Source organism: Asticcacaulis sp. W401b, from assembly GCF_046503825.1.
In the GTDB taxonomy this organism is placed as follows: Bacteria; Pseudomonadota; Alphaproteobacteria; order Caulobacterales; family Caulobacteraceae; genus Asticcacaulis.
On sequence record NZ_JBKFEE010000005.1, the window covers coordinates 219,796 to 238,714 of the forward strand.

The 18,919-nt window shown below is 60.9% G+C and carries 14 protein-coding genes; 11 read left to right on the forward strand and 3 right to left on the reverse strand.

Features of this window, described 5'->3' with window-relative positions:
- Positions 1-3 precede the first annotated feature (3 nt).
- Positions 4-1,233, reverse strand: a complete 1,230-nt coding sequence (locus ACK8OE_RS12950; protein ID WP_410272856.1) for an NAD(P)/FAD-dependent oxidoreductase — start codon at positions 1,231-1,233, stop codon at positions 4-6.
- A 77-nt stretch (positions 1,234-1,310) separates the two neighbouring features.
- Here ACK8OE_RS12950 and ACK8OE_RS12955 point away from each other — a divergent pair, with 77 nt between their 5' ends.
- From ACK8OE_RS12955 to ACK8OE_RS12990, 8 genes are all read left to right on the forward strand, one after another.
- Positions 1,311-2,225 (forward strand): dihydrodipicolinate synthase family protein, encoded by a 915-nt coding sequence (locus ACK8OE_RS12955; protein ID WP_410272857.1) that lies wholly within the window; start codon positions 1,311-1,313, stop codon positions 2,223-2,225.
- A gap of 162 nt (positions 2,226-2,387) precedes the next feature.
- The gene (locus ACK8OE_RS12960) at positions 2,388-3,407 is read left to right on the forward strand and encodes a 4-hydroxyproline epimerase (protein WP_410272917.1); all 1,020 of its coding nucleotides are present in this window, start codon (positions 2,388-2,390) and stop codon (positions 3,405-3,407) included.
- A gap of 222 nt (positions 3,408-3,629) precedes the next feature.
- Positions 3,630-4,289: a GntR family transcriptional regulator gene (locus ACK8OE_RS12965; protein ID WP_126423131.1), complete on the forward strand. Its 660-nt coding sequence runs from the start codon at positions 3,630-3,632 to the stop codon at positions 4,287-4,289.
- 67 nt (positions 4,290-4,356) lie between these two features.
- Positions 4,357-5,727, forward strand: a complete 1,371-nt coding sequence (locus ACK8OE_RS12970; protein ID WP_410272858.1) for a phosphoesterase — start codon at positions 4,357-4,359, stop codon at positions 5,725-5,727.
- A gap of 36 nt (positions 5,728-5,763) precedes the next feature.
- Positions 5,764-6,213, forward strand: a complete 450-nt coding sequence (locus ACK8OE_RS12975; RefSeq protein WP_410272859.1) for a thiol-disulfide oxidoreductase DCC family protein — start codon at positions 5,764-5,766, stop codon at positions 6,211-6,213.
- A 108-nt stretch (positions 6,214-6,321) separates the two neighbouring features.
- Complete coding sequence (locus ACK8OE_RS12980; RefSeq protein WP_410272860.1) at positions 6,322-6,870, forward strand: fasciclin domain-containing protein; 549 nt, start codon at positions 6,322-6,324, stop codon at positions 6,868-6,870.
- A gap of 69 nt (positions 6,871-6,939) precedes the next feature.
- Entirely contained in the window at positions 6,940-7,140 is a 201-nt protein-coding gene (locus ACK8OE_RS12985) for an HIG1 domain-containing protein (protein ID WP_126423138.1), read from the forward strand.
- A gap of 88 nt (positions 7,141-7,228) precedes the next feature.
- Positions 7,229-9,202, forward strand: coding sequence for a putative bifunctional diguanylate cyclase/phosphodiesterase (locus ACK8OE_RS12990; RefSeq protein ID WP_410272861.1), 1,974 nt, complete (start codon positions 7,229-7,231; stop codon positions 9,200-9,202).
- Between the two features lie 62 nt (positions 9,203-9,264).
- Here ACK8OE_RS12990 and ACK8OE_RS12995 read toward each other — a convergent pair whose 3' ends face one another.
- The gene (locus ACK8OE_RS12995) at positions 9,265-12,015 is read right to left on the reverse strand and encodes a TonB-dependent receptor (protein WP_410272862.1); all 2,751 of its coding nucleotides are present in this window, start codon (positions 12,013-12,015) and stop codon (positions 9,265-9,267) included.
- 207 nt (positions 12,016-12,222) lie between these two features.
- On the opposite strand from ACK8OE_RS12995, the gene ACK8OE_RS13000 reads away from it, so the two are divergent.
- Together ACK8OE_RS13000 and ACK8OE_RS13005 are read left to right on the forward strand one after the other, a co-directional pair.
- The gene (locus ACK8OE_RS13000) at positions 12,223-13,332 is read left to right on the forward strand and encodes a phosphatidylinositol-specific phospholipase C1-like protein (RefSeq protein WP_410272863.1); all 1,110 of its coding nucleotides are present in this window, start codon (positions 12,223-12,225) and stop codon (positions 13,330-13,332) included.
- A 229-nt stretch (positions 13,333-13,561) separates the two neighbouring features.
- The gene (locus ACK8OE_RS13005; protein WP_013480837.1) at positions 13,562-13,987 is read left to right on the forward strand and encodes a MucR family transcriptional regulator; all 426 of its coding nucleotides are present in this window, start codon (positions 13,562-13,564) and stop codon (positions 13,985-13,987) included.
- A gap of 57 nt (positions 13,988-14,044) precedes the next feature.
- Here ACK8OE_RS13005 and ACK8OE_RS13010 read toward each other — a convergent pair whose 3' ends face one another.
- A complete protein-coding gene (locus ACK8OE_RS13010) occupies positions 14,045-15,049 on the reverse strand; it encodes a cupin-like domain-containing protein (RefSeq protein WP_410272864.1) in 1,005 nt (334 codons plus the stop codon).
- Positions 15,050-15,563: 514 nt separating this feature from the next.
- On the opposite strand from ACK8OE_RS13010, the gene ACK8OE_RS13015 reads away from it, so the two are divergent.
- On the forward strand, positions 15,564-18,860 hold the full coding sequence (locus tag ACK8OE_RS13015) for a TonB-dependent receptor (protein WP_410272865.1): 3,297 nt from the start codon (positions 15,564-15,566) through the stop codon (positions 18,858-18,860).
- Positions 18,861-18,919: the final 59 nt, after the last annotated feature.

Sequence of the window (18,919 nt, forward strand, 5' to 3'; positions counted from 1 at the left end):
CTCTTATCCGAAACGCTTGATATCAAAGGCCTGCGGCCCCACGCCGCTTTCGACCATGTCGGCGACGATCTCGCCGGTGACGGGCCCCAATGTCAGGCCCAGATGCTGATGCCCGAAGGCATAGTAGAGATTCTGCGCCTTGTCGCTGCGCCCGATGGCCGGCAGATAGTCCGGCAGGGTCGGGCGTATGCCCATCCATTGCGCCACCTCCCCGTCCATCGGCAGGCCCAGCTCGCTGACGTGCTGCCGCAGCCTCTGCCATTTGCGCGCGTCCGGCGGCGCATCGGGCTGGTTCAGTTCGACAAAGCTGGCGGCGCGCAAGCCGCCCTCAAAGCCCGTCACGATCATCGAACGGTCCTCGAACACCACGGGCGGCATCCCTGCGGGCCAGCCGTGCCGGGCACTCTGGATATGATAGCCGCGCTCGGCGATCAGTGGCACGGCGTGGCCGATCCCCTGCATCAAAGGCTTTGAGCGCGCCCCGGCGCAGACGATCACCGATTCCGCCGCACGCATCAGGCCGTCATCGCATTCGACCTGCGCATGGCCGTCGCGCAGGCTCAGCCCCACCGCCTTTTGCCTCACGACCTGACCGCCCGCCATGAGAAAAGCCGCCTCCATCTGCGCCAGCAGGCGCGCATTGTCGGCGACCTGACCCGTATTCTCAAAACGGATACCGCCAGACAGAGGCCGCGGCGTCAGGGCCGACACCGCCGCCCGCTCTTCCGGCGTCAGGACGTGGAAATGCGCGCTTCCCGTGTCGCTGTCACGCCATGCCGCCAGACTGGCCTTTGCCGACGCCTCGTTCTCCCAGACGACATAGTGACCGTCTTCGCGGATCAAATCCGGTGCCCCCAGCGACTGCACCAGCCGCCGCCAGGCGGGCATGGCCTCACGCATCAGGCCAGACAAGGCCGTCTTGCCGTGCGCAAAGCGCGCCGGTTCGGCTGCGGCCATCAGTCGCAACCCGAAGGGCAGCCACGCCGAAACCCCTGACGGCGGAAAGGATAAGGCCCCGCCGCGCGCAAACCAGCGCCGCCACGCGCTGCGAATCAGGTCCCATGAGGCCAGCGGCTCCACCTGTTCGATAGCAATATGGCCCGCATTGCCGTATGATGCGCCTTTCCGGGGGGATTCCGGGTCCAGCAAAATCACATCGCCGCGGCGTTTCTGGAGTTCCAGGGCGATGGACAGACCGACGATTCCGCCCCCGACAATGATAACCTTAGACAAATGCACGTTCCTTCTTGCGCCGCATCATTGCATATTGTATACGGTATATATTCTTACGCAAGCAGTTGGAGTAAACAATGAAAGTCGATTGGCGCGGCGTATTCCCGGCGGTCACCACTCAATTCAAAGAAGACCTATCCATTGACGTGCCCGAAAGCCAGCGCGTAATCGATGATCTGATCAAGGACGGCGTGACCGGCATCATCGCGCTCGGCACCTGCGGCGAGAACAATTCGCTGGAGCCTGACGAAAAGCGGATGCTGCTGTCCGCTATCGTCGAAGTCGTCAACGGCCGCGTCCCGGTCGTCGTCGGCACCTCCGAACTGACCACGCCGCGCGCCGTCGCCTTTGCGCGCGATGCCGAAACAATCGGTGCCAACGGCCTGATGCTGCTGCCAGCCATGGTTTATGTGCCAAAGACGAATGAACTGGTTGAGCACTTCACGCAGGTGGCCAATGCCACCGGCCTGCCGATCATGCTGTACAACAATCCGACCGCCTACCGCGTCAATATCGGCAATGATGCGCTCGACGCGCTGCGTCCGGTGAAGAACATCGTGGCGATCAAGGAATCGGCCGCCGATACGCGCCGCTTCACCGACGTTTATAATGCCTTTGGCAGCCGCTATTCGATCTTCGCGGGTCTGGACGACGTGGCCTATGAAGGCCTGCTGCTGGGCGCGCAGGGCTGGGTGTCGGGCCTGACCTCGGCCTTCCCGCACGAATCCGTCATGCTGGTCAAGGCGCTGGAAGCCGGTGACACCAAGACGGCGCTGGAAATCTACCGCTGGTTCCTGCCGCTGCTGCACCTCGATGCCGAGCACGATCTGGTTCAGTCGATCAAGCTGGCCGAGCAGGTCATGGGCCGCGGCTCCGAGCGCGTGCGTATGCCGCGTATGCCGCTCATCGGTGAGCGCCGCGCCCAGATCATCAAAATGGTCGAAGAGGCCGCCGCCTCGCGCCCGTCGCTGAGCATCAACAAGGCGGCGTAAGCGCCCCCAGACCGCTACGCGGTCTGGTCCACCTCCCCGCACAGCGGGGAGGTATAAAAATCCGCGCCGAAACGACGGGCCGCCCCGAGTTTCGGCACGTCCTTATTGATTTACATGAAAAAGTATCCCGATTTATCGGGAGACTTTTTTATGAGGCCCCCTATGCGTCACACCTTCTTCTGCATTGATGGTCACACCGCCGGTAATCCGGTGCGTCTGGTGGCGGGCGGCGCGCCGCTGCTGCGCGGATCGAACATGTCCGAGCGGCGGCAGGACTTCCTGACCCGCTTCGACTGGATCCGGACCGGCCTGTGCTACGAGCCGCGCGGTCACGATATGATGTCGGGCGGTTTCCTCTACCCACCGACGCGCGAAGACACCGACGCCGGTATCCTGTTTATCGAAACCTCCGGCTGCCTGCCCATGTGCGGCCACGGCACCATCGGCATGGTGACCTTCGCGCTGGAAAACGGCCTGATCACGCCGCGCACGCCGGGCAGGCTGAAGCTCGAAGTGCCCGCCGGGCTTATCGACATCGACTATAAAACCGACGGCCCCAAGGTGACGGCGGTCAAGATCACCAATGTCCCGGCCTATCTGGCCAGGACCGGCATTGAAATAGAGGTGCCGGACTTCGGCGCGATCACGCTCGATGTCTCTTACGGCGGCAACTATTACGCGATTATCGAGCCCACCAAGGACGGCCCCTATACCGGCCTCGACGCTCTGGGGGCCGCGCGGATCATCGAGCTGAGCCGCACCATCCGCACCTTGGTGCGCGAAGTCTATGAGCCTGTGCACCCGCTCGACCCGACCATTCGCGGAGTCAGCCACGTCCTGTGGGCCGACGCCCCCAAAAACGCGGAGGGGGAAACGACGCCCGCCCACGGTCGCAACGCCGTCTTTTACAGCGAACGCGCCATCGACCGCTCGCCCTGCGGCACCGGCACCTCGGCGCGGCTGGCGCACCTGCACGCCACGGGCCGCCTGAAGGTAGGCGAACCTTTCATCCACCAGAGCTATATCTGTAGCCGCTTTACCGGCGTGGTGACGAAAGAGGTCGATCTCAATGGTCAGCCCGCCATCATCCCGTCTATCGAAGGCTCAGCGATTTCGACCGGGTTCAACACCATCTGGATCGATCGCGAAGATCAGTTCTGGGACGGTTTTCAGGTCGTATAACACGGCTTCAGCGTCAAAAGAAACGCAGCGGGCGACGCACAGCCGTTGTCCGCTGCGGGCGTTTGTGACAAAGGGTGTGTGATTCAATGGCCGGAGGCGTCAGCCTCTTCGGCCGTCGCTATCAGATTTTCGCAGAATCAGGTTACAGTTATTGACTTGTTAGCGTTAGCACCACAGTGTTACAAAAAGCGTATACCATATAAACCCAAACAAGAGTCTCGCATGGCGCTGGTCGTCCAAACCCTCTCTGAACAGATCTTTACCCTCGTCCGGGATCGGATCATTTCCGGCTCCCTGCCCGTCGAGGTCGCCATCCGTCAGGACGCTCTGGCGGCAGAGCTGGGGGTCAGCAAGATTCCTCTGCGTGAAGCGCTGGTGCGGCTGGAGCAGGAAGGCCTCCTCACCTCTCAGGCCAATCGCGGCTTCTTTGTCCGCCCGATGACCGCCTCTGAGGCCGAAGAGGTCTATGCCCTGCGCCTGAAGATCGAGCCGGAAGCCGTGGCGCGCGCCGCCGCCCTGGCCACGCCCGCCGACCACAAGGCCGCGCGCGACGCGCTGGACGCGCTGGACCGCGCCGCCGCCGAGGACAACAAGAGCGAGGTGGGCAAGCTCAACCGTGCCTTCCACCTGTCGCTGGTGCGCCCGCTGGGCCGTCAGGTCACCCTGCAGATCATCGAGCGGCTGAACATCATCGCCGAACGCTACGTGTCCAAACATCTGGAACCCGCCGGCCGCGACGACCGCGCGCATCAGGAACACTCCACGCTTCTGGACCTGTGGATGCGCGGCAAGGGCGAAGAAGCGTCCGAGCTGATGCACGCGCACATCGCCGAAACGCTTTACGACCTGCGCAAGGAATTCGAGAACGACAAGCGCGCCTGATACCCCCAACGCAGCAAAACCGTCACACTCGAACGGTAAGAAGCTCCCGTTTCCGGGAGCTTTTTTCATGCGTCTGTCCTGTCTTGCCTTCACTGCACTGGTGGCTCTCGCCGGCAATGTCCACGCCGAAGAAGCGCGCTCCTGGCTGGCCGGGGATCACCATGTCCACAGCCGCTTTTCCGGCAAGCGCGCCGAAGACGGCACCTATGTGCTGGGCAAGGACGGCATCTACACCCTGCCCGACAATGCGCGCCACGCCCGCCAGTACGGCCTGAGCTGGGTCGTGCTGATCGACCACGGTGGCGAAGGCCTGTCGAAACTGCGCTACGAACAGGCCTATCCGGAGTTTCTGCAAGCACGTCAGGCGGTGCCGGACCTGATCCAGTTCTTCGGTATGGAACTCGATACGCCGGGCGGCGACCATTCGAGCCTGATCATGGCCATCGACCCGCGCGAGGCCGACACGCTGCGTCATCTCGAAAGCACCTATGCGGCGAACGAAACGAAAGACCCTGCGCGTGACGACCCGGCGCGCATGATCGCGGCGCTGAGCGAGATGCAGGGGTTGAACCCCCAGCCGCTCGTCATCGCCAACCACCCGTCGCGCGGCGCGAAATCACCGGACGGCTATGGCCGCCATACGCCGCAATCCCTGCGCAACTGGATAGACACTGCGCCCGACGTGGCCGTCGGCATGGAAGGCGCGCCGGGCCATCAGGGCGCCAGTCTCAAGAGCGGGGCGACGCCCGACACCCTGCGCAAGCGCGGCTATTACGAGCAGTCGCCGACCTATGGCGGGTTTGACGCCATGACGGCGCGCCTTGGCGGCGTGTGGGACGCGCTGCTGGGCGAAGGTCGCCACTTCGTGGTCACCGCCACCTCGGACTCGCACCGCAATGTCGCGGACGGCGGCGAAGACTTCTGGCCCGGTCAGTACGCCAAGACCTGGGTCAAGGCGCGCAAGGACCCGGCGGACATTCTCGATGGCCTGCGCAAGGGGCGCGTCTTCGTGGCCACCGGCGATCTGGTCAGCGAACTGGATATGGACGTCGCGGGTGCCCATCTGGGCGACACGGCCACGGTCAAAAAGGGTGAGACGGTGCAGGTGTCGGTGCGTCTGCGCGACCCCGCCGGGCCGAACGCCCACGGCGATCGCCCGGAACTGAAGCGCGTGGACCTGATCATGGGTGAAGTGACCGGACAGGTGGCCGAACGCAACCCCACGACCCGCGTAGTGAAGACCTTTACCCCCGCCGACTGGACGCGCGATGGCGAAATCATCACCTTCAACTGGTCTTTTACCGCCACCACAGACGCCTATCTGCGCCTGCGCGGCACGGCGACCGATGAGGCGGAGCCCCTGCCCGATCCGCTCGGCGAAAACCCGTGGCCGGACCTGTGGGTCTATGGCAGCCCGGTCTATATCCAGGTGCGGTAAACCCGTCTAAATAGCGCGCTCGTGCGTATAACGCACATGACCCAGACAACCGACGACTCCGACACACCCAGCCCCGAAATCGCCGCCTGCGGCACGGTCTGCCGCGAGGGCCTGACTGTCTATTTCGACGGCTCCTGCGCTCTTTGTTCCACCGAAATCCGCTACTATTCGGCGCGCGCGGGCGAGGCCCTGCGCTTTGTCGATGTGGCCGACCACGCGGTGACGCCTGAGCCCGACCTGCCGCGTGAGGCGGCGCTGAAACGCCTGCACGTGCGTCAGCCCGATGGCACGCTGTTGTCCGGGGCACAGGCCTTCATCGCCATCTGGTCGCAGGTCCCCGGCTGGCGCTGGCTGGCGCGTCTGGCCCGCCTGCCCGGTGTGGCGTGGTGTCTTGAGCGCGCCTATCGCGCCTTCCTGCCCGTGCGTCCCGCCCTGTCGCGCCTTGCCCGCGCTTTGGGGGCCAAACCGATGATACGTCAGCCATAGCGCTGTCTAATCTAAACGTCACTACCCGCCGTATAAATAGATAGAAGCGCTTCTGAGTTCGAGTTTATCGCCACGTTCGGCATCCCCCAACAGACGGAGACTAAACCCATGATTAAGCGCAATCTATTGCATAAGCTCACCATTGCCCTGCTGGCCACCAGCCTGACCCTGCCGGCTGCCGCTGTGGCTGGCGATTACGCCAAAAAGCCCACCACCACCATCGTTGAAACCGCCGCCGGTAACCCGAACTTCAGCACGCTGGTCGCTGCCGTGAAAGCCGCCGATCTGGTCGGCACCCTGTCTGGTCCCGGTCCCTTCACCGTGTTTGCTCCGACCAATACCGCTTTCGACGCCCTGCCGCAGGGCACGGTGCCGACGTTGCTGAAGCCGGAAAACAAGTCGAAGCTGACCAAGGTCCTGACCTATCACGTCGTCGCCGGTAAGGTGAAGGCCGCCGACCTGATCGCCGCCATCAACGCCCATAACGGTAAGTACACCATCACCACCGTCAGCGGCGATACGCTGGTCGCCTCGCTATCCGGCGGCAAGGTGCTGCTGACCGATGAATCGGGCGGCGTCGCCACCGTCACCACCACCGACCTCTATCAGAAGAATGGTGTCATCCACGTGATCGACAAGGTCGTTTTGCCGAAATAAAGGTTCGTGTGCAAAGAGGTCCGGTCCCCCTTCCGGGCCTCTTTTACCGTACGCCCGAAAGGTCACGCTATGGATATCATCGTCAATATCGCTATCGGACTGTCGCTGCTGGTCGTGCTGGCGACCTTTATCATGGGCATGTTCGCCTTTGCCCAGAACGGCAAGGAAGCGGGCGCCAAGCTCAACAAGGCGATGGAGTGGCGCGTGCGTACCCAGATCGTCGCCATCGGTATCCTGATCCTCAGCATGGCGATCAAGGCCGGGTCGTAGGTTTTAACGGAAGAGGTACTGGTATCTTCTCGGTTCGTTAACATGACAATGTTATCAATGGGCAAAGTAAATTACTTTCCGATTGCCTATGCCGACCCTGTTTCATCCTGTTTCATATCACCCGCACCTGTTGCGTCAGGCCTATCGCACGCTTGGACCGATGCTGCTGGTCAATCTGGCCTGCGTAATCGGCACCAGCTTTTTGCTGGACATAGCCAAAAATCCTCTGCTGTCTGGCTGGGTGGTGGTTCACGTGACGGTCATTCTGATCCGCGGCGGCTCGTGGGCGCGCTTTCATCAGGACAAGCGCAACTGGCGGCGCAAAAGCGATTATCAGTTCTGGAAGGCCAGCTATGCGGCGGGCCTGCTGGTCTCCGGCAGCCTGTGGTCGGCTCTGGCCGTCTATCTGTTTGCCAAACACCCTGAAACCGCGTCTGTCGAAGCGCAGTACGCCGTCCTGATCATCCTGTCGGCGCTGGCGGGCGGGGCCACGGGCGTTACCTCAAGCTTTGCGCGCGCCGGCAGTGTCTATATTGGCCTGCTGCTGCTGCCCGCCTCCCTGACTCTCCTGACCCACGACGACACGCATCGCACCCTGGGCCTTCTGGGCCTGATCTTTTTAGGCGTCATGCTGGTCACGCTGCGTGGCAATCATCGTCTGCTGGTGCGCAATCTCACCCTCGAAGACCGCAATCTCAGCCTGATCAAACAGCTCAGCGAGGTCAATCAGGTGCTGGAGGCCAAGGTCAGCGAACGCACCGAGCGGCTGGCGCGGCTGGCCCATACCGATAAGCTGACCGGCCTGTTCAACCGATACGGCCTGTTCGACTGGCACCAGAAGTGGATCGAGGCCGAGCCACACACCCGCACCGTCGTCTTCTTCCTCGATCTCGACCGCTTCAAGCAGGTCAATGACGCCCTGAGCCACGAGGCCGGGGACAAGGTGCTGACCGCCATCGCCCAGCAGATCGAGTCCGTGGCCCCGCCGCAGGCCAAACTAGCCCGCTGGGGTGGCGATGAGTTCGTTCTGGCCTGCCCGGTCACAGGCGACGTCAATGCGCTGGTCGATGAGGTGTCAGAGGCCGTATCGCGCGCCGTCGATATCCCGCTGAACATCGAAGGCACCGATCTCAAGCTGGGCGTCAGTATCGGCTGGGCCTGCCATCCCGATCATGACAAGACCTTTTCGGACATCGTCCACGCCGCCGATCTGGCCACCACCGAGGTCAAGCGCAGCGGCCGCGGGCGGACGCTGGCCTTTGACGAGACCTTTGCCGAAAGCCTGCGCCGCCGCTTCAACCTCAGCCGCGCCCTCAGCGCAGCCATCGGCAGCGACGCCTTGTACGTTGCCTATCAGCCGATCGTCTGCGCCCGCACCGGCGCGCTTATGTCCTATGAGGCCCTGTGCCGCTGGGACCACCCGGAGCTGGGTACCATCCGCCCGGACGAGTTCATCCGACTGGCCGAAGATACCGACCGTATTGTGGCGCTGGGCAACTGGGTGCTGGAACGCGCCTGCGCCGACGCCGTCCAGTGGCGCCGTCAGGGGATCGCGGCCAAGGTGGCGGTCAATGTCTCGGTCAAGCAACTGACGCTCGATACCTTTGCCCTGCATCTGGTGTCGATCCTGTCGCGCACGGGCCTTTCGCCGGCCTGTCTGGAGATCGAAGTGACCGAAAGCGTCTTTGACGACGGCCATATCGAGCAGGTCAGCCACACCATCAAACACCTCAAGGCGCTGGGCGTGCACATCCATATCGACGATTTCGGCACGGGCTATTCGTCGCTGTCGCGCCTGCGTCACCTCAATGTCAGCGGCATCAAGATCGATCAGTCCTTTGTCGCCGACCTGAGCGGTCAGAGCCGCGTGATCATCGAAAGCACCATACTGATCGCCCGCGCCTTTGGCCTGACCATCGTCGCCGAAGGGGTGGAAAGCCATGAACAGCGCGACCTGTTGCGCACGCTGGGAGTGGATCAGCTTCAGGGGTATCTGCTGGGGCGTCCGCAGCGCTTGGGGGACATTCTGGGGGCGGATACGCTCAGCGAAACGGCGGCGTGAAAAGGCACAAAAAACCCCGGAGCCTTCGCTCCGGGGTTTTTCATTCAGAGCCGAAAGCCGGATCAGAACTGCCAGTTCAGACCGACAAACACCGTGCGGCCCGACGTCGTGGTGTTCCACAGACGCTTGGCCCCGCGCGCGGCGTTACCGCCCGGCCAGAAGCTGTTGTACTGGATTTCCTTCTCGTCGGTCAGGTTGATACCGTCCAGCGTCAGGCGCAGGCTGGGCGTCACCTGCCAGAAGGCGGCCGCGTCCACATAGGTGGTCGAGGCAAAGCCGCCGCTGTCGATCGGATAGTCCGAACGGAAGTTCTCGGAGATACGTGCGCCCCACTTGGCGGTTTCATAGTAGATGGTCAGGTTGTGGTTGACGTCCGACATACCGGTCAGAGGCACGCCGGTGTCGTTCACATCTGAGTCAATGAACGTGACGTTGGCGACCATACCCAGATTGTTGAACGGGGCAGGCAGGAAAACGAAGTCCGTCTGAGCACTGATTTCCAAACCGGTCAGCTTGGCATTGTTCAGATTGATCGGACGCGTGTATTCAGCGACATTGCTGGACCCGGTGACACCGGCGACGAGATCGGTGGGAAGCCCCGTTGAGGAATAGGGCACATTGGTTTTCTTTTCCGAGACGACCAGATTGTCGATGTCCTTGTGGAAAACACCGCCGGTAATCATGCCTACGCGACCGAAGTACCATTCAATGCCAAGATCGAACTCATCCGACGTGTAGGGTTGCAGGTTAGGATTCCCCGTAGAGACGGTGATGGTATTTGTCGTCGTATCGTTACTCACCGTGCCGTTCATGGCATAGGCCGTCAGCGGCGGACGGTTAAGGTTCTGGGCGGCGGCAGCACGGATCTGAATGTTCTCACTCAGTTCCATAACCGCATTAACCGCCGGCAAGGTACCTGAGTAGCTGCTGGTCACACTCACCGGGGTAGTCACACCCTTTACGCTCAGGAAGCCGCTGGTGGTCAGTTCAGTCTCATAGCCACGCAGACCCGCGTTACCACGTACCGGTTTGCCAAACAGCGCGCTCTTGAAATCGACCTGAGCATAGGCGGCATTGGTGTCTTCAGTGACGCTGTAGTCGGCATTACGCACCCAGTTTACCGTGCGCGTCACACCGTAATAGTTGAGGGCCTTGTCAAAGTCGGCGATGACCCACGACTGGTCTTTGTGACCGGTGAACAGCTTGTAATAGCTGTTGACCTTGTCGTCCGGGCGCGTGCCCCAGGTGCCGTTTTCCCACTCCGACTTCAGGACGTCGTCATTGGTGTACTGACGGCCCGAATTGGCGAAGCTGCGATAGGACAGACCGGCCTTGAAGGTCAGGTTGTCGCTATAGGCATAGGCGGCGTTGATTTCGGCATTTTCCAGCTCGGTCGTCTGATAGCTGCTGAAAAAGTCGATTTCGTGGGCGCGGTAGTTGTTCGGATCGGTCGTGTCCCACTTATAGGTATTACGGCCGTAATACGGGTCCTGCGTATAGTCGGTGATCAGGCCGCCAAAGGCTTCCATATAGAACTTGTCCGAATAGGGCAGGTCGTAGGTGGACTTTTCCTTGCCCACATGACCGTTGATATTCAGCGTGTCCGACACCTGCCAGTCGGCGGTGAGAACCATTTGGTCAAAGGTGTTTTCGGCCTTCTGACGGCGGGTTTCGGTGGCGAAGACCGTATTATCGACGTCGGCATAGAGGACGCTGTAGTACTGATCGTACTGGATTGAATTCAGGCTGGGGGCCTTTTGCGTCGAAGCCGGGATGCCCGAATGGGTCATGGCCGTGCCGAGGACGGTCGAACCAACGCTGGCGCGCGTGGCCAGGTGCAGCTCGTCACGCTTGTTGGTGAACTCCCCGTGCAGCGCATCGAGCGTTAGGGTCAGGTTTTCCACCGGACGCCATTGCAGGGCCGTGGTGATGCCAAGGCGCGTCTGGTCCGAACCCCACACCGACAGGCGGTTCCCGCGCTGGAAGACCAGCAGGCCGGCGGTAGCCAGCGCCTGATCAGCGGCGCTCAGCTTGCTGACATTGGCGGCCAGCGCCTTCTGGTTGCCCGCACCGTAGGTGTTGTAGCCCTGCTCCTGCGTCTGACGCTCACCATAGGCGACCGAGATCAGAGCGCCGAATTTGCCGTCGTGATTGTACGACAGCATGGCCGCGCCGCGCTTCTGGAAGTCTTCGGTGTTGGAGTTGGTGCCGCCTTGCAGCGAGAAGGCACCCTTCAGGCCCGGCTTGTAGTCGAACGGTTTGGCCGTATAAAGGCCGACCGTCCCGGCCATGCCGCCTTCGTCCTGCTCGGCCGAGAAGGACTTCTTCACATCGACCTTGTTGAACAGGTCAGAGGCGAACAGGTTGAAGTCGAAGGCGCGATCGCGCGAGGTCTGACCGCGCGAATCCATCGGCGAATCGACATTGCCCAGCACTTCCATGCCGTTCAACTGCACGCGGGTGAAGTCCGGCCCCAGACCGCGCAGAGAGACGCGACGGCCTTCGCCGCCTTCGCGGTTGATGGCGACGCCCGGCAGGCGTTGCAGCGATTCGGCGAGGTTCAGATCGGGGAATTTGGCCATATCCTCGGCGACGATGACGTCGGAGACGATATCCGAATTGCGCTTCAGGGCGCGGGCCTGACCCAGCGACTTGCGGAAGCCGCGCACGACGACCTCTTGCGCCTCCTCGCCCGCAGGCGACACCTTGTTGGCCTCTTCGGTTTGCGCCAGGGCCGGCGCGGCGTGGATAAGCGACAGGCTGAGAACGCCGCAGGCGACCCCCGCCAGCAGCGTCTTTTGCGAAACAGACATGAAATAGCTCCCATAGCCACCGCAGGGGGGAGGACGCGGCGGATTGAGGCGCAGGTATGTTTTATTTGTGAAAGCGTGTTGTCACTAAAAATACGGTTTTATGACACCCCCCCACCTAACGCCGTTCGCTTGTGTTTTCTCGTCATTTTGTCATGCGGGCGTGGTACGGGCGCTACAGAGGCTTTTGACAACCGAGAAGGTGAACCCATGACCCGTCGCCCCAACCTGTGGCCTGTTGCAGCACTTGTCGCGGCCGTGACCGCCCTGCCCGCTATAGCCTGTGCGCAGTCACTGGAACCGAAGGCCACCGCCGGTCTGCATATGAACGACCTTCAGGCGGTGGGCACGCACAATAGCTACAAGATCGCCATTCCGCCGAAGGAACTGGCCCTGATCGCCGCGCGCAATGCGCAGGGGGCGAAGGCGCTCGACTACGGCCACCTGCCTCTGGCAACGCAGCTCGATCTGGGGATGCGTCAGCTTGAGATCGACTTCCTCTACGATCCGGACGGCGGGCGCTATGCCCATCCGCGCCTGCCGCAGCTCAGCGGCGAACCCTATGATGCCACGGATATGGATAAGCCTGGCTTCAAGGTGTTGCACATGCCCGATGCCGATGTGCGCAGCCATTGCCACACCTTCGTGCAGTGCCTGACGCAGATCCGCGACTGGTCCGACGCTCACCCTGATCACGTCCCCCTGCTGATCATGATGAATGCCAAGGATGGCGCCCCCAGCCTCGACGGCGGCGTGACGCCACTCGCTTACGACGCGCAGGCCTTTGAGGCGCTGGACGCTGAAATCCGCTCGCTCTTCGGGCCGGAGCGCCTGATCACGCCGGATCAGGTGCGCGGTCCGCACAAAACCCTGCGCGAAGGCGCGATGGCCGGCGGCTGGCCGACACTCAAGGCGGCACGCGGTAAGGTCTTCTTCGCGCTGGATGAAGGTCCGGCAAAGGTCGCCGTCTATATGCGCGGTCACGCCTCGCTGGAGGGCCTGCCCGTCTTCGTCAATTCGGTGTCCGAAGCGGCCGATCACGCCGCCTACTTCACCCTCAACGACCCGGTGAAACAGTTTGAGCGCATTCAGGCGGCGGTGAAGACGGGCTTTGTGGTGCGCACCCGTGCTGACGATTCGACCACCGAAGCGCGCAGTAACGATCTCAGCCGCTTCACAAAGGCGCTGGCGTCGGGCGCGCAGTATATTTCCACCGACTACCCCACCCCGCGCCCCGAATGGAGCCCCTATCAGGTCCGCCTGCCCGACGGCGTCGCGGCCCGTGCCAATCCGCTGCGGGGACAGGCACCGCGGCATTGAGGCTCCCGCGCCTTCCCTTGAGTCAACCTCGCTTCGGCTACACGCAAGGATAGACACTGCGGCGCAGTAATGTCTGTTTCTCTATACTATTGTGAACACAATTATCCGGGGTTTCACGCACTGGAAACTTCGCCATATCGGCATTTATTTCAATTTTTTATGTCAGCTCAGTTGACTTCGCGGGCAAACTGCTGTTTTGGGAAAGGAAAGGTAACAAGGATTCTTGGTTATGGAAGAACAAAACAAGCTGACCGATCTGGTTGTCGATATTGTCACCGCCTATGTCGGTAATAATTCGGTGCCGGCATCTGAATTGCCCGCTCTGATTCACTCGGTGCACAAGGCGCTGGGCGGTCTGACCGGTGAACCGGAAGCAAAGGTCGAAGAAGCCAAGACCCCTGCCGTGTCGATCAAAAAGTCGATTTCGGACGACTACATCATTTGTCTGGAAGACGGTCGCAAGTTCAAGTCGCTGAAGCGTCACCTGCGCACCAAGTACAATATGAGCCCCGAAGAATACCGCGCCAAGTGGAACCTGCCGAAGGATTATCCGATGGTCGCCCCTAACTATGCGGCGGCTCGCTCCAATCTTGCCAAACAGATGGGCCTCGGCACCGGCGGTCGTCAGGCCGCCCGCAAGCCGCGCAAGGCGTAAGACGTCTTTACAGGCTAAAGAAAACGGCAGGCTTGCGGGCCTGCCGTTTTTCTATGGCTACTTACACACATAGCCGCGCACGGCCTGCTCGACACTGGCGACCAGCGCGCGACGCTCCGCCTCGGTCATCTGCCGCGCGTCAGGGGGCAGGTGCTCAAAATGGGCCGGGCGCGGGTCGGCAATGTGCAGCCGAAACATCTCGCGCCAGTAGGCCCGATCGGCCTCGCTCAGCCCGGCCATAATCCCCAGCGCCTGATTGAACACCACCGCTGGGTCTTCCAGCGGATTCGCATAGCCGCCCCACCAGAAATTGGCCAGCACGCCCACCGGCCCTTCGGCCGTGACCTGATGCCACCAGTAGCGCGGGATAAACAGGACATCCCCCGGCTCCAGCGTCACGCTCTGCGCGTGTTCAAAGGCCTCACACAGGCGCGGGAAGTTCTCGAAATCTGGCGTATCGAGGTCGGCTATGCTGATCGGCCGCCCGGAGGGCGTGTAACCCAGAGGGCCTATATACAGATTACCCACCTGCTCCGGCGGGAACAGCAGGAAATGCCGTCTCCCGGCCACGAGACAGGCCAGGTTGAGGTCGTGGTCATTATGCAGCGCCGCCCGCGTCGCATTGCCGACCCACAGACGCGGCCCGATCTCTGGCGGCAGCAAGGGCATCGGGTTTTGCACGGCGAACTCAGGCGCATGGTCGCGGGCCGGCGCCGATTGCAGATAGAGGCCCGGCGGCATCGGATGGCCGCTCAGACGCACCAGCGTCGCCATGACTTCGGAGAGGGTTTGCTGCGCGTGACTGAAGTTCAGGGCCTCAAGATCGGGTGTGTAACCGAACCGGCCTTTCAGGTGCGCACTGACCGTCAGAACCCCGGCGGGGCGTCCGTTGTCGAGGCCTTGCAGATAGGCCGCCAGCGACGTCACGCCTTCGTGGGCCCACTGAACCGCCGGCCATTGCGCCACCAGACCACGCACCACAAACGGCGCGGTCGCCCTACGGATACGCGTCCGTATCTCAGCTTCATCTCCGGCTTTCAGTGCCTCCACGTCGCGGCTCATCCGGCCTCCTGAATACCCATGTAAGGGTAGGGAGATTCGACCGCACTACCCCCTTAAGTCAAGGCCGTGCGGCTTTTTATCGGTCAAAATGCGTATTTCAAAACGAAACTGAAAAGATGAAATGCGGCACAAAAAGCACACATGCAGTGCTCCGCTCTAAAAAAATATCAACGATATTGAAAGTTAAGTAAATGTAATTTATGACTTTTTTATATGAGATTCGGTTGATGCCGGATTTTAATGGTAGCGCTAGCAAATAATTTTGAAATCAAATTGGCTTAATGCGTTTTCAAAAACGCAGAGTTGATATAATTCTGTAATTGTCAGCGCTGTCAGGCATAGGCCTGTGGTGTAATCCCGTCTGGTCGTGTGACTGGCGGGCAATAAAAAAGTGGATACAGGTTTCGGGAAGCTCACAAGAGTGGGGTGCATAAGGCGCAATGACGTCTTCATGCTGTTTGCCTCCCCGAAATCTTTTTTTGAGATGAAGAGCGGTCAGGGAGGACTTGAACACATGACAGTTAAGTTGAAGCACGGCGTTTCGGCTATGGCGCTTCTGATTTCCGCCGGCGTGGCTATGGCCGGCGCGGCACAGGCGCAGACCGCGCCCAAGGAAGGCGAGCCGCAGGAAGTCGTCGTCGTTGGCGCGCGCAAAGCCTTGCAGAGCGCCCAGCAGATCAAGAAGAACGCCGACACGGTTGTCGATTCGATCACGGCCAATGACATCGGGGCCTTCCCGGACAAGTCGGTCGCCGAAGCGCTTCAGCGCGTGGCCGGCATCACGGTCAACCGCTTCGCCGCCACCGGCGATACCGCGCACTTCTCGGCTGAACCGTCGGGCGTCGTCGTCCGCGGCCTGCAACAGGTGCGTTCTGAATTCAACGGCCGCGACATCTTCACCGCTGACTCCAACCGCGGTCTGTCGTGGTCGGACGTGTCGCCGGAACTGATGGGCGGCGTGGACGTCTATAAGAACCAGACGGCTGAGCTGATCGAAGGCGGTATCGCCGGTACGGTCAATCTGCGTACCCGTCTGCCGTTCGACCAGAAGGGCCGCGTGCTGGCCGCGACCGCTGAATATACCTATGGCGATCTCGTCGGTAAGGGCGCCGCTTCGGTGTCGGGCATCTATGCCGACCGTTGGGACACGGAGCTGGGTGAATTCGGCGTGATGATCAACGCCGCTCACTCGGAAGTCTTCACCAACTCGGAAGGCGTGCAACTGGGTCGTATGGCGATCCACTCGAACGCCGCTACCTGGGGCACGACCGCCAAACGTTACTACCCGACCGCCATTTCGCTGCGCGACAATATCTATAACCGTATCCGCGACGGCGTAGCTTTTGCCGCTCAATGGAAGAGCAATGACGGCAATATGACCGCCACCTTCCAGTACAACCAGTCGAAGAAGCAGGAAAAGTGGGAAGAGTACGTCTCGACCGCTTCGACCGGCACCGACATGTGGGCCAAGGATATTGAGTACTTTGCCACGGGTGCGAATGAAACCCAATGCAAGACGGGCACCACCTGTACCTTCGATTCCAATGGTTTCCTGCAAAAAGGTACGCTCTTAGCCTCGTCTGATGTTTGGTATGGCAATATCGGCGCCCATCCCGGAGCAAACTCGCCGACCGGTAACCTGGTCTGTTATTCTTGGCAAAGCTGCGGCGGTTCCCAACGGGGCACGTCTTACGCCACCTCGACCCGCTTCAGCGACAGCGTCAACGACACAAGGGACGCCTCGTTTAACCTGAAATGGCAGGTCAGCGACAAGCTGTTCACCAGCTTCGACGTTCAGTATGTCGATGCCATTCAGACCAATTATGACATCGCCGGGACGCTTTCGACCTTTGCAGACGTCACCTGGGATATGACGGGCGAACACCCGACCTTCACGCTGGCAAAGCCGACCAGCTTCGTGACGATGCCCGGCGACGTTGCCAACCCGCAAAACTACCGCCTGAACGATCTGATGGATCACGTCACGGATTCGGATGGCAATGAGTTTGCCGTACGTGCGGACGCCGCCTACAGCTTCGACTCGCCTTGGCTGAATATGCTTAAGTTCGGCGTACGCCATGCCGAACGTGAACAGACCGTGCGCTGGTCTACCTACAACTGGGCTAACGTTGTGAACACGTGGTCCAACTATACCGCTGACAACTACTTCATCACAGGCTCCAAGTTCCCCAGCGCTTCGGCCTATGGTGTTCGTTCCTTCGACGAAGATTTCTATGGCGGCGGTCTGACCAACGCCAATACCGCCGTCTACCTGAACATGGACCTCCTGAGGGACCAGGAAGGTCTGGCGAACATGTTTGGCCGTGCGAGCTATAAGCCTCGGACCACTGCCGCGCTTGAACCCCAGACCATTCCGGATCCGAACGACCCGACGAAAACCATCCCGAATCCGAAGTATGATCCGGATGGCAACGTGTCGAACGTCTGGGTTCCGGTCTGCCGTCGTTCGGGCCGGGTGGACGGGTGCTTCCGTCCGTCCGAAATTGCCGAAGTGTCCGAAATCACCAACGCCGCCTATCTTCAGTTGAAGTTCGGGGGCGACGACGCGATGCTGTTTGGTAAGTTCCCTGTGACGGGTAATATCGGGGTCCGCTACGTCGAGACGAAGAACGAAAGCACGGGTGGTATCAACTTTGGTAACCAGATTGCTTACGCGACTGAGCCGACGTCCAAACAGCAGACCGACACGGGTGAGGTTACGGTTATCAATGCGTCATACTACGTGACGCAGGCTGACCGTAACTTCATGACGGTCAATAATACCCGCAGTGTCTACAGCATCACGCACAAGAACTGGCTGCCTAGCTTCAACGCGCGCATTACGCTGGATGATGCCTGGTATCTGCGTGTGGCCGCTTCGCGCGCCATGTCGCGTCCGGATATCGGTAACCTGAAAGCCTATACGTCCGTGAATGCGTCTCTGCCCATTGAAGCGGATCGCGTCTGCGGCAAGGGCTTTGTGTGTAACTCTGCCGGTCAGATCCAGTCGGTCGTTATGACCTATACCGGTGATGCCCAGAACCCCTATCTGAAGCCGGTGACGGCGGATCAGTTCGACCTGTCGTTCGAAAACTACTTCTCTTCGACCGGGTCGTTCACCTTCTCGCTGTTCTATAAGCAGTTCCACGACTACATCACCTACGGCACCTACTTCCGCGACTTCACCAATCAGGGCGTGACCCGCTCGGTGCGTATGCGTGGTCCGGTCAATGGTGACGGTGGGGCCATCAAGGGTTGGGAACTGGCCTATAAGCGCTTCTTCGACAACCTGCCCTCCCCGTGGAACGGCCTCGGTATCGACTTCAACTACACCATGCTCAACAACAAGGGCATCAAGTCGTCGAACGTGGTTGTGAACTCGGGTGACGGCACCTCCGGTCAAACCGGTGGCGGTACGTCGGTGGCGGCCAACTCCTTCACCGACCTGCCGCTGGAAGGTCTGTCTGACAAGACGTTCAACCTGGTGGGTATGTACGAAAAGGGTGCATGGTCGGCGCGTCTGGCCTACAACTGGCGTTCGGAATATCTGGTGACCTCGCAGGATTGCTGTATCGCTCTGCCGATCTGGCAGGAATCGGCGGGCTTCCTTGATGCCCGTCTGGCTTACCGCTTCAACGACCATGTTGAAGTCTCGATCGAAGGCACCAACCTGCTCAACACCGAGACCGTGCTGAAGCAACAAGTCGATGGGCCGACGCAGAAAAGCCCGAACGATACGCGCCTGCTGCTGCCGAACGCCTGGTTCCAGAACGATCGCCGCATTCAGGCTCAGGTTCGCCTGAAGTTCTAATCGGTACACCGTTCCAAACGGTAGGATGAGGCTGTTCGGGAGGCGTTCTTTCCCGGACA

Coding starts and splice junctions, on each gene's coding strand:
- ACK8OE_RS12965 (WP_126423131.1), top strand. CDS start 3,630: ATGGCGCTGGTCGTCCAAACCCTCTCTGAACAGATCTTTACCCTCGTC.
- ACK8OE_RS13015 (WP_410272865.1), top strand. CDS start 15,564: ATGACAGTTAAGTTGAAGCACGGCGTTTCGGCTATGGCGCTTCTGATT.
- ACK8OE_RS12955 (WP_410272857.1), top strand. CDS start 1,311: ATGAAAGTCGATTGGCGCGGCGTATTCCCGGCGGTCACCACTCAATTC.
- ACK8OE_RS13005 (WP_013480837.1), top strand. CDS start 13,562: ATGGAAGAACAAAACAAGCTGACCGATCTGGTTGTCGATATTGTCACC.
- ACK8OE_RS12960 (WP_410272917.1), top strand. CDS start 2,388: ATGCGTCACACCTTCTTCTGCATTGATGGTCACACCGCCGGTAATCCG.
- ACK8OE_RS12995 (WP_410272862.1), bottom strand. CDS start 12,015: ATGTCTGTTTCGCAAAAGACGCTGCTGGCGGGGGTCGCCTGCGGCGTT.
- ACK8OE_RS12980 (WP_410272860.1), top strand. CDS start 6,322: ATGATTAAGCGCAATCTATTGCATAAGCTCACCATTGCCCTGCTGGCC.
- ACK8OE_RS13000 (WP_410272863.1), top strand. CDS start 12,223: ATGACCCGTCGCCCCAACCTGTGGCCTGTTGCAGCACTTGTCGCGGCC.
- ACK8OE_RS13010 (WP_410272864.1), bottom strand. CDS start 15,049: ATGAGCCGCGACGTGGAGGCACTGAAAGCCGGAGATGAAGCTGAGATA.
- ACK8OE_RS12975 (WP_410272859.1), top strand. CDS start 5,764: ATGACCCAGACAACCGACGACTCCGACACACCCAGCCCCGAAATCGCC.
- ACK8OE_RS12990 (WP_410272861.1), top strand. CDS start 7,229: ATGCCGACCCTGTTTCATCCTGTTTCATATCACCCGCACCTGTTGCGT.
- ACK8OE_RS12970 (WP_410272858.1), top strand. CDS start 4,357: ATGCGTCTGTCCTGTCTTGCCTTCACTGCACTGGTGGCTCTCGCCGGC.
- ACK8OE_RS12985 (WP_126423138.1), top strand. CDS start 6,940: ATGGATATCATCGTCAATATCGCTATCGGACTGTCGCTGCTGGTCGTG.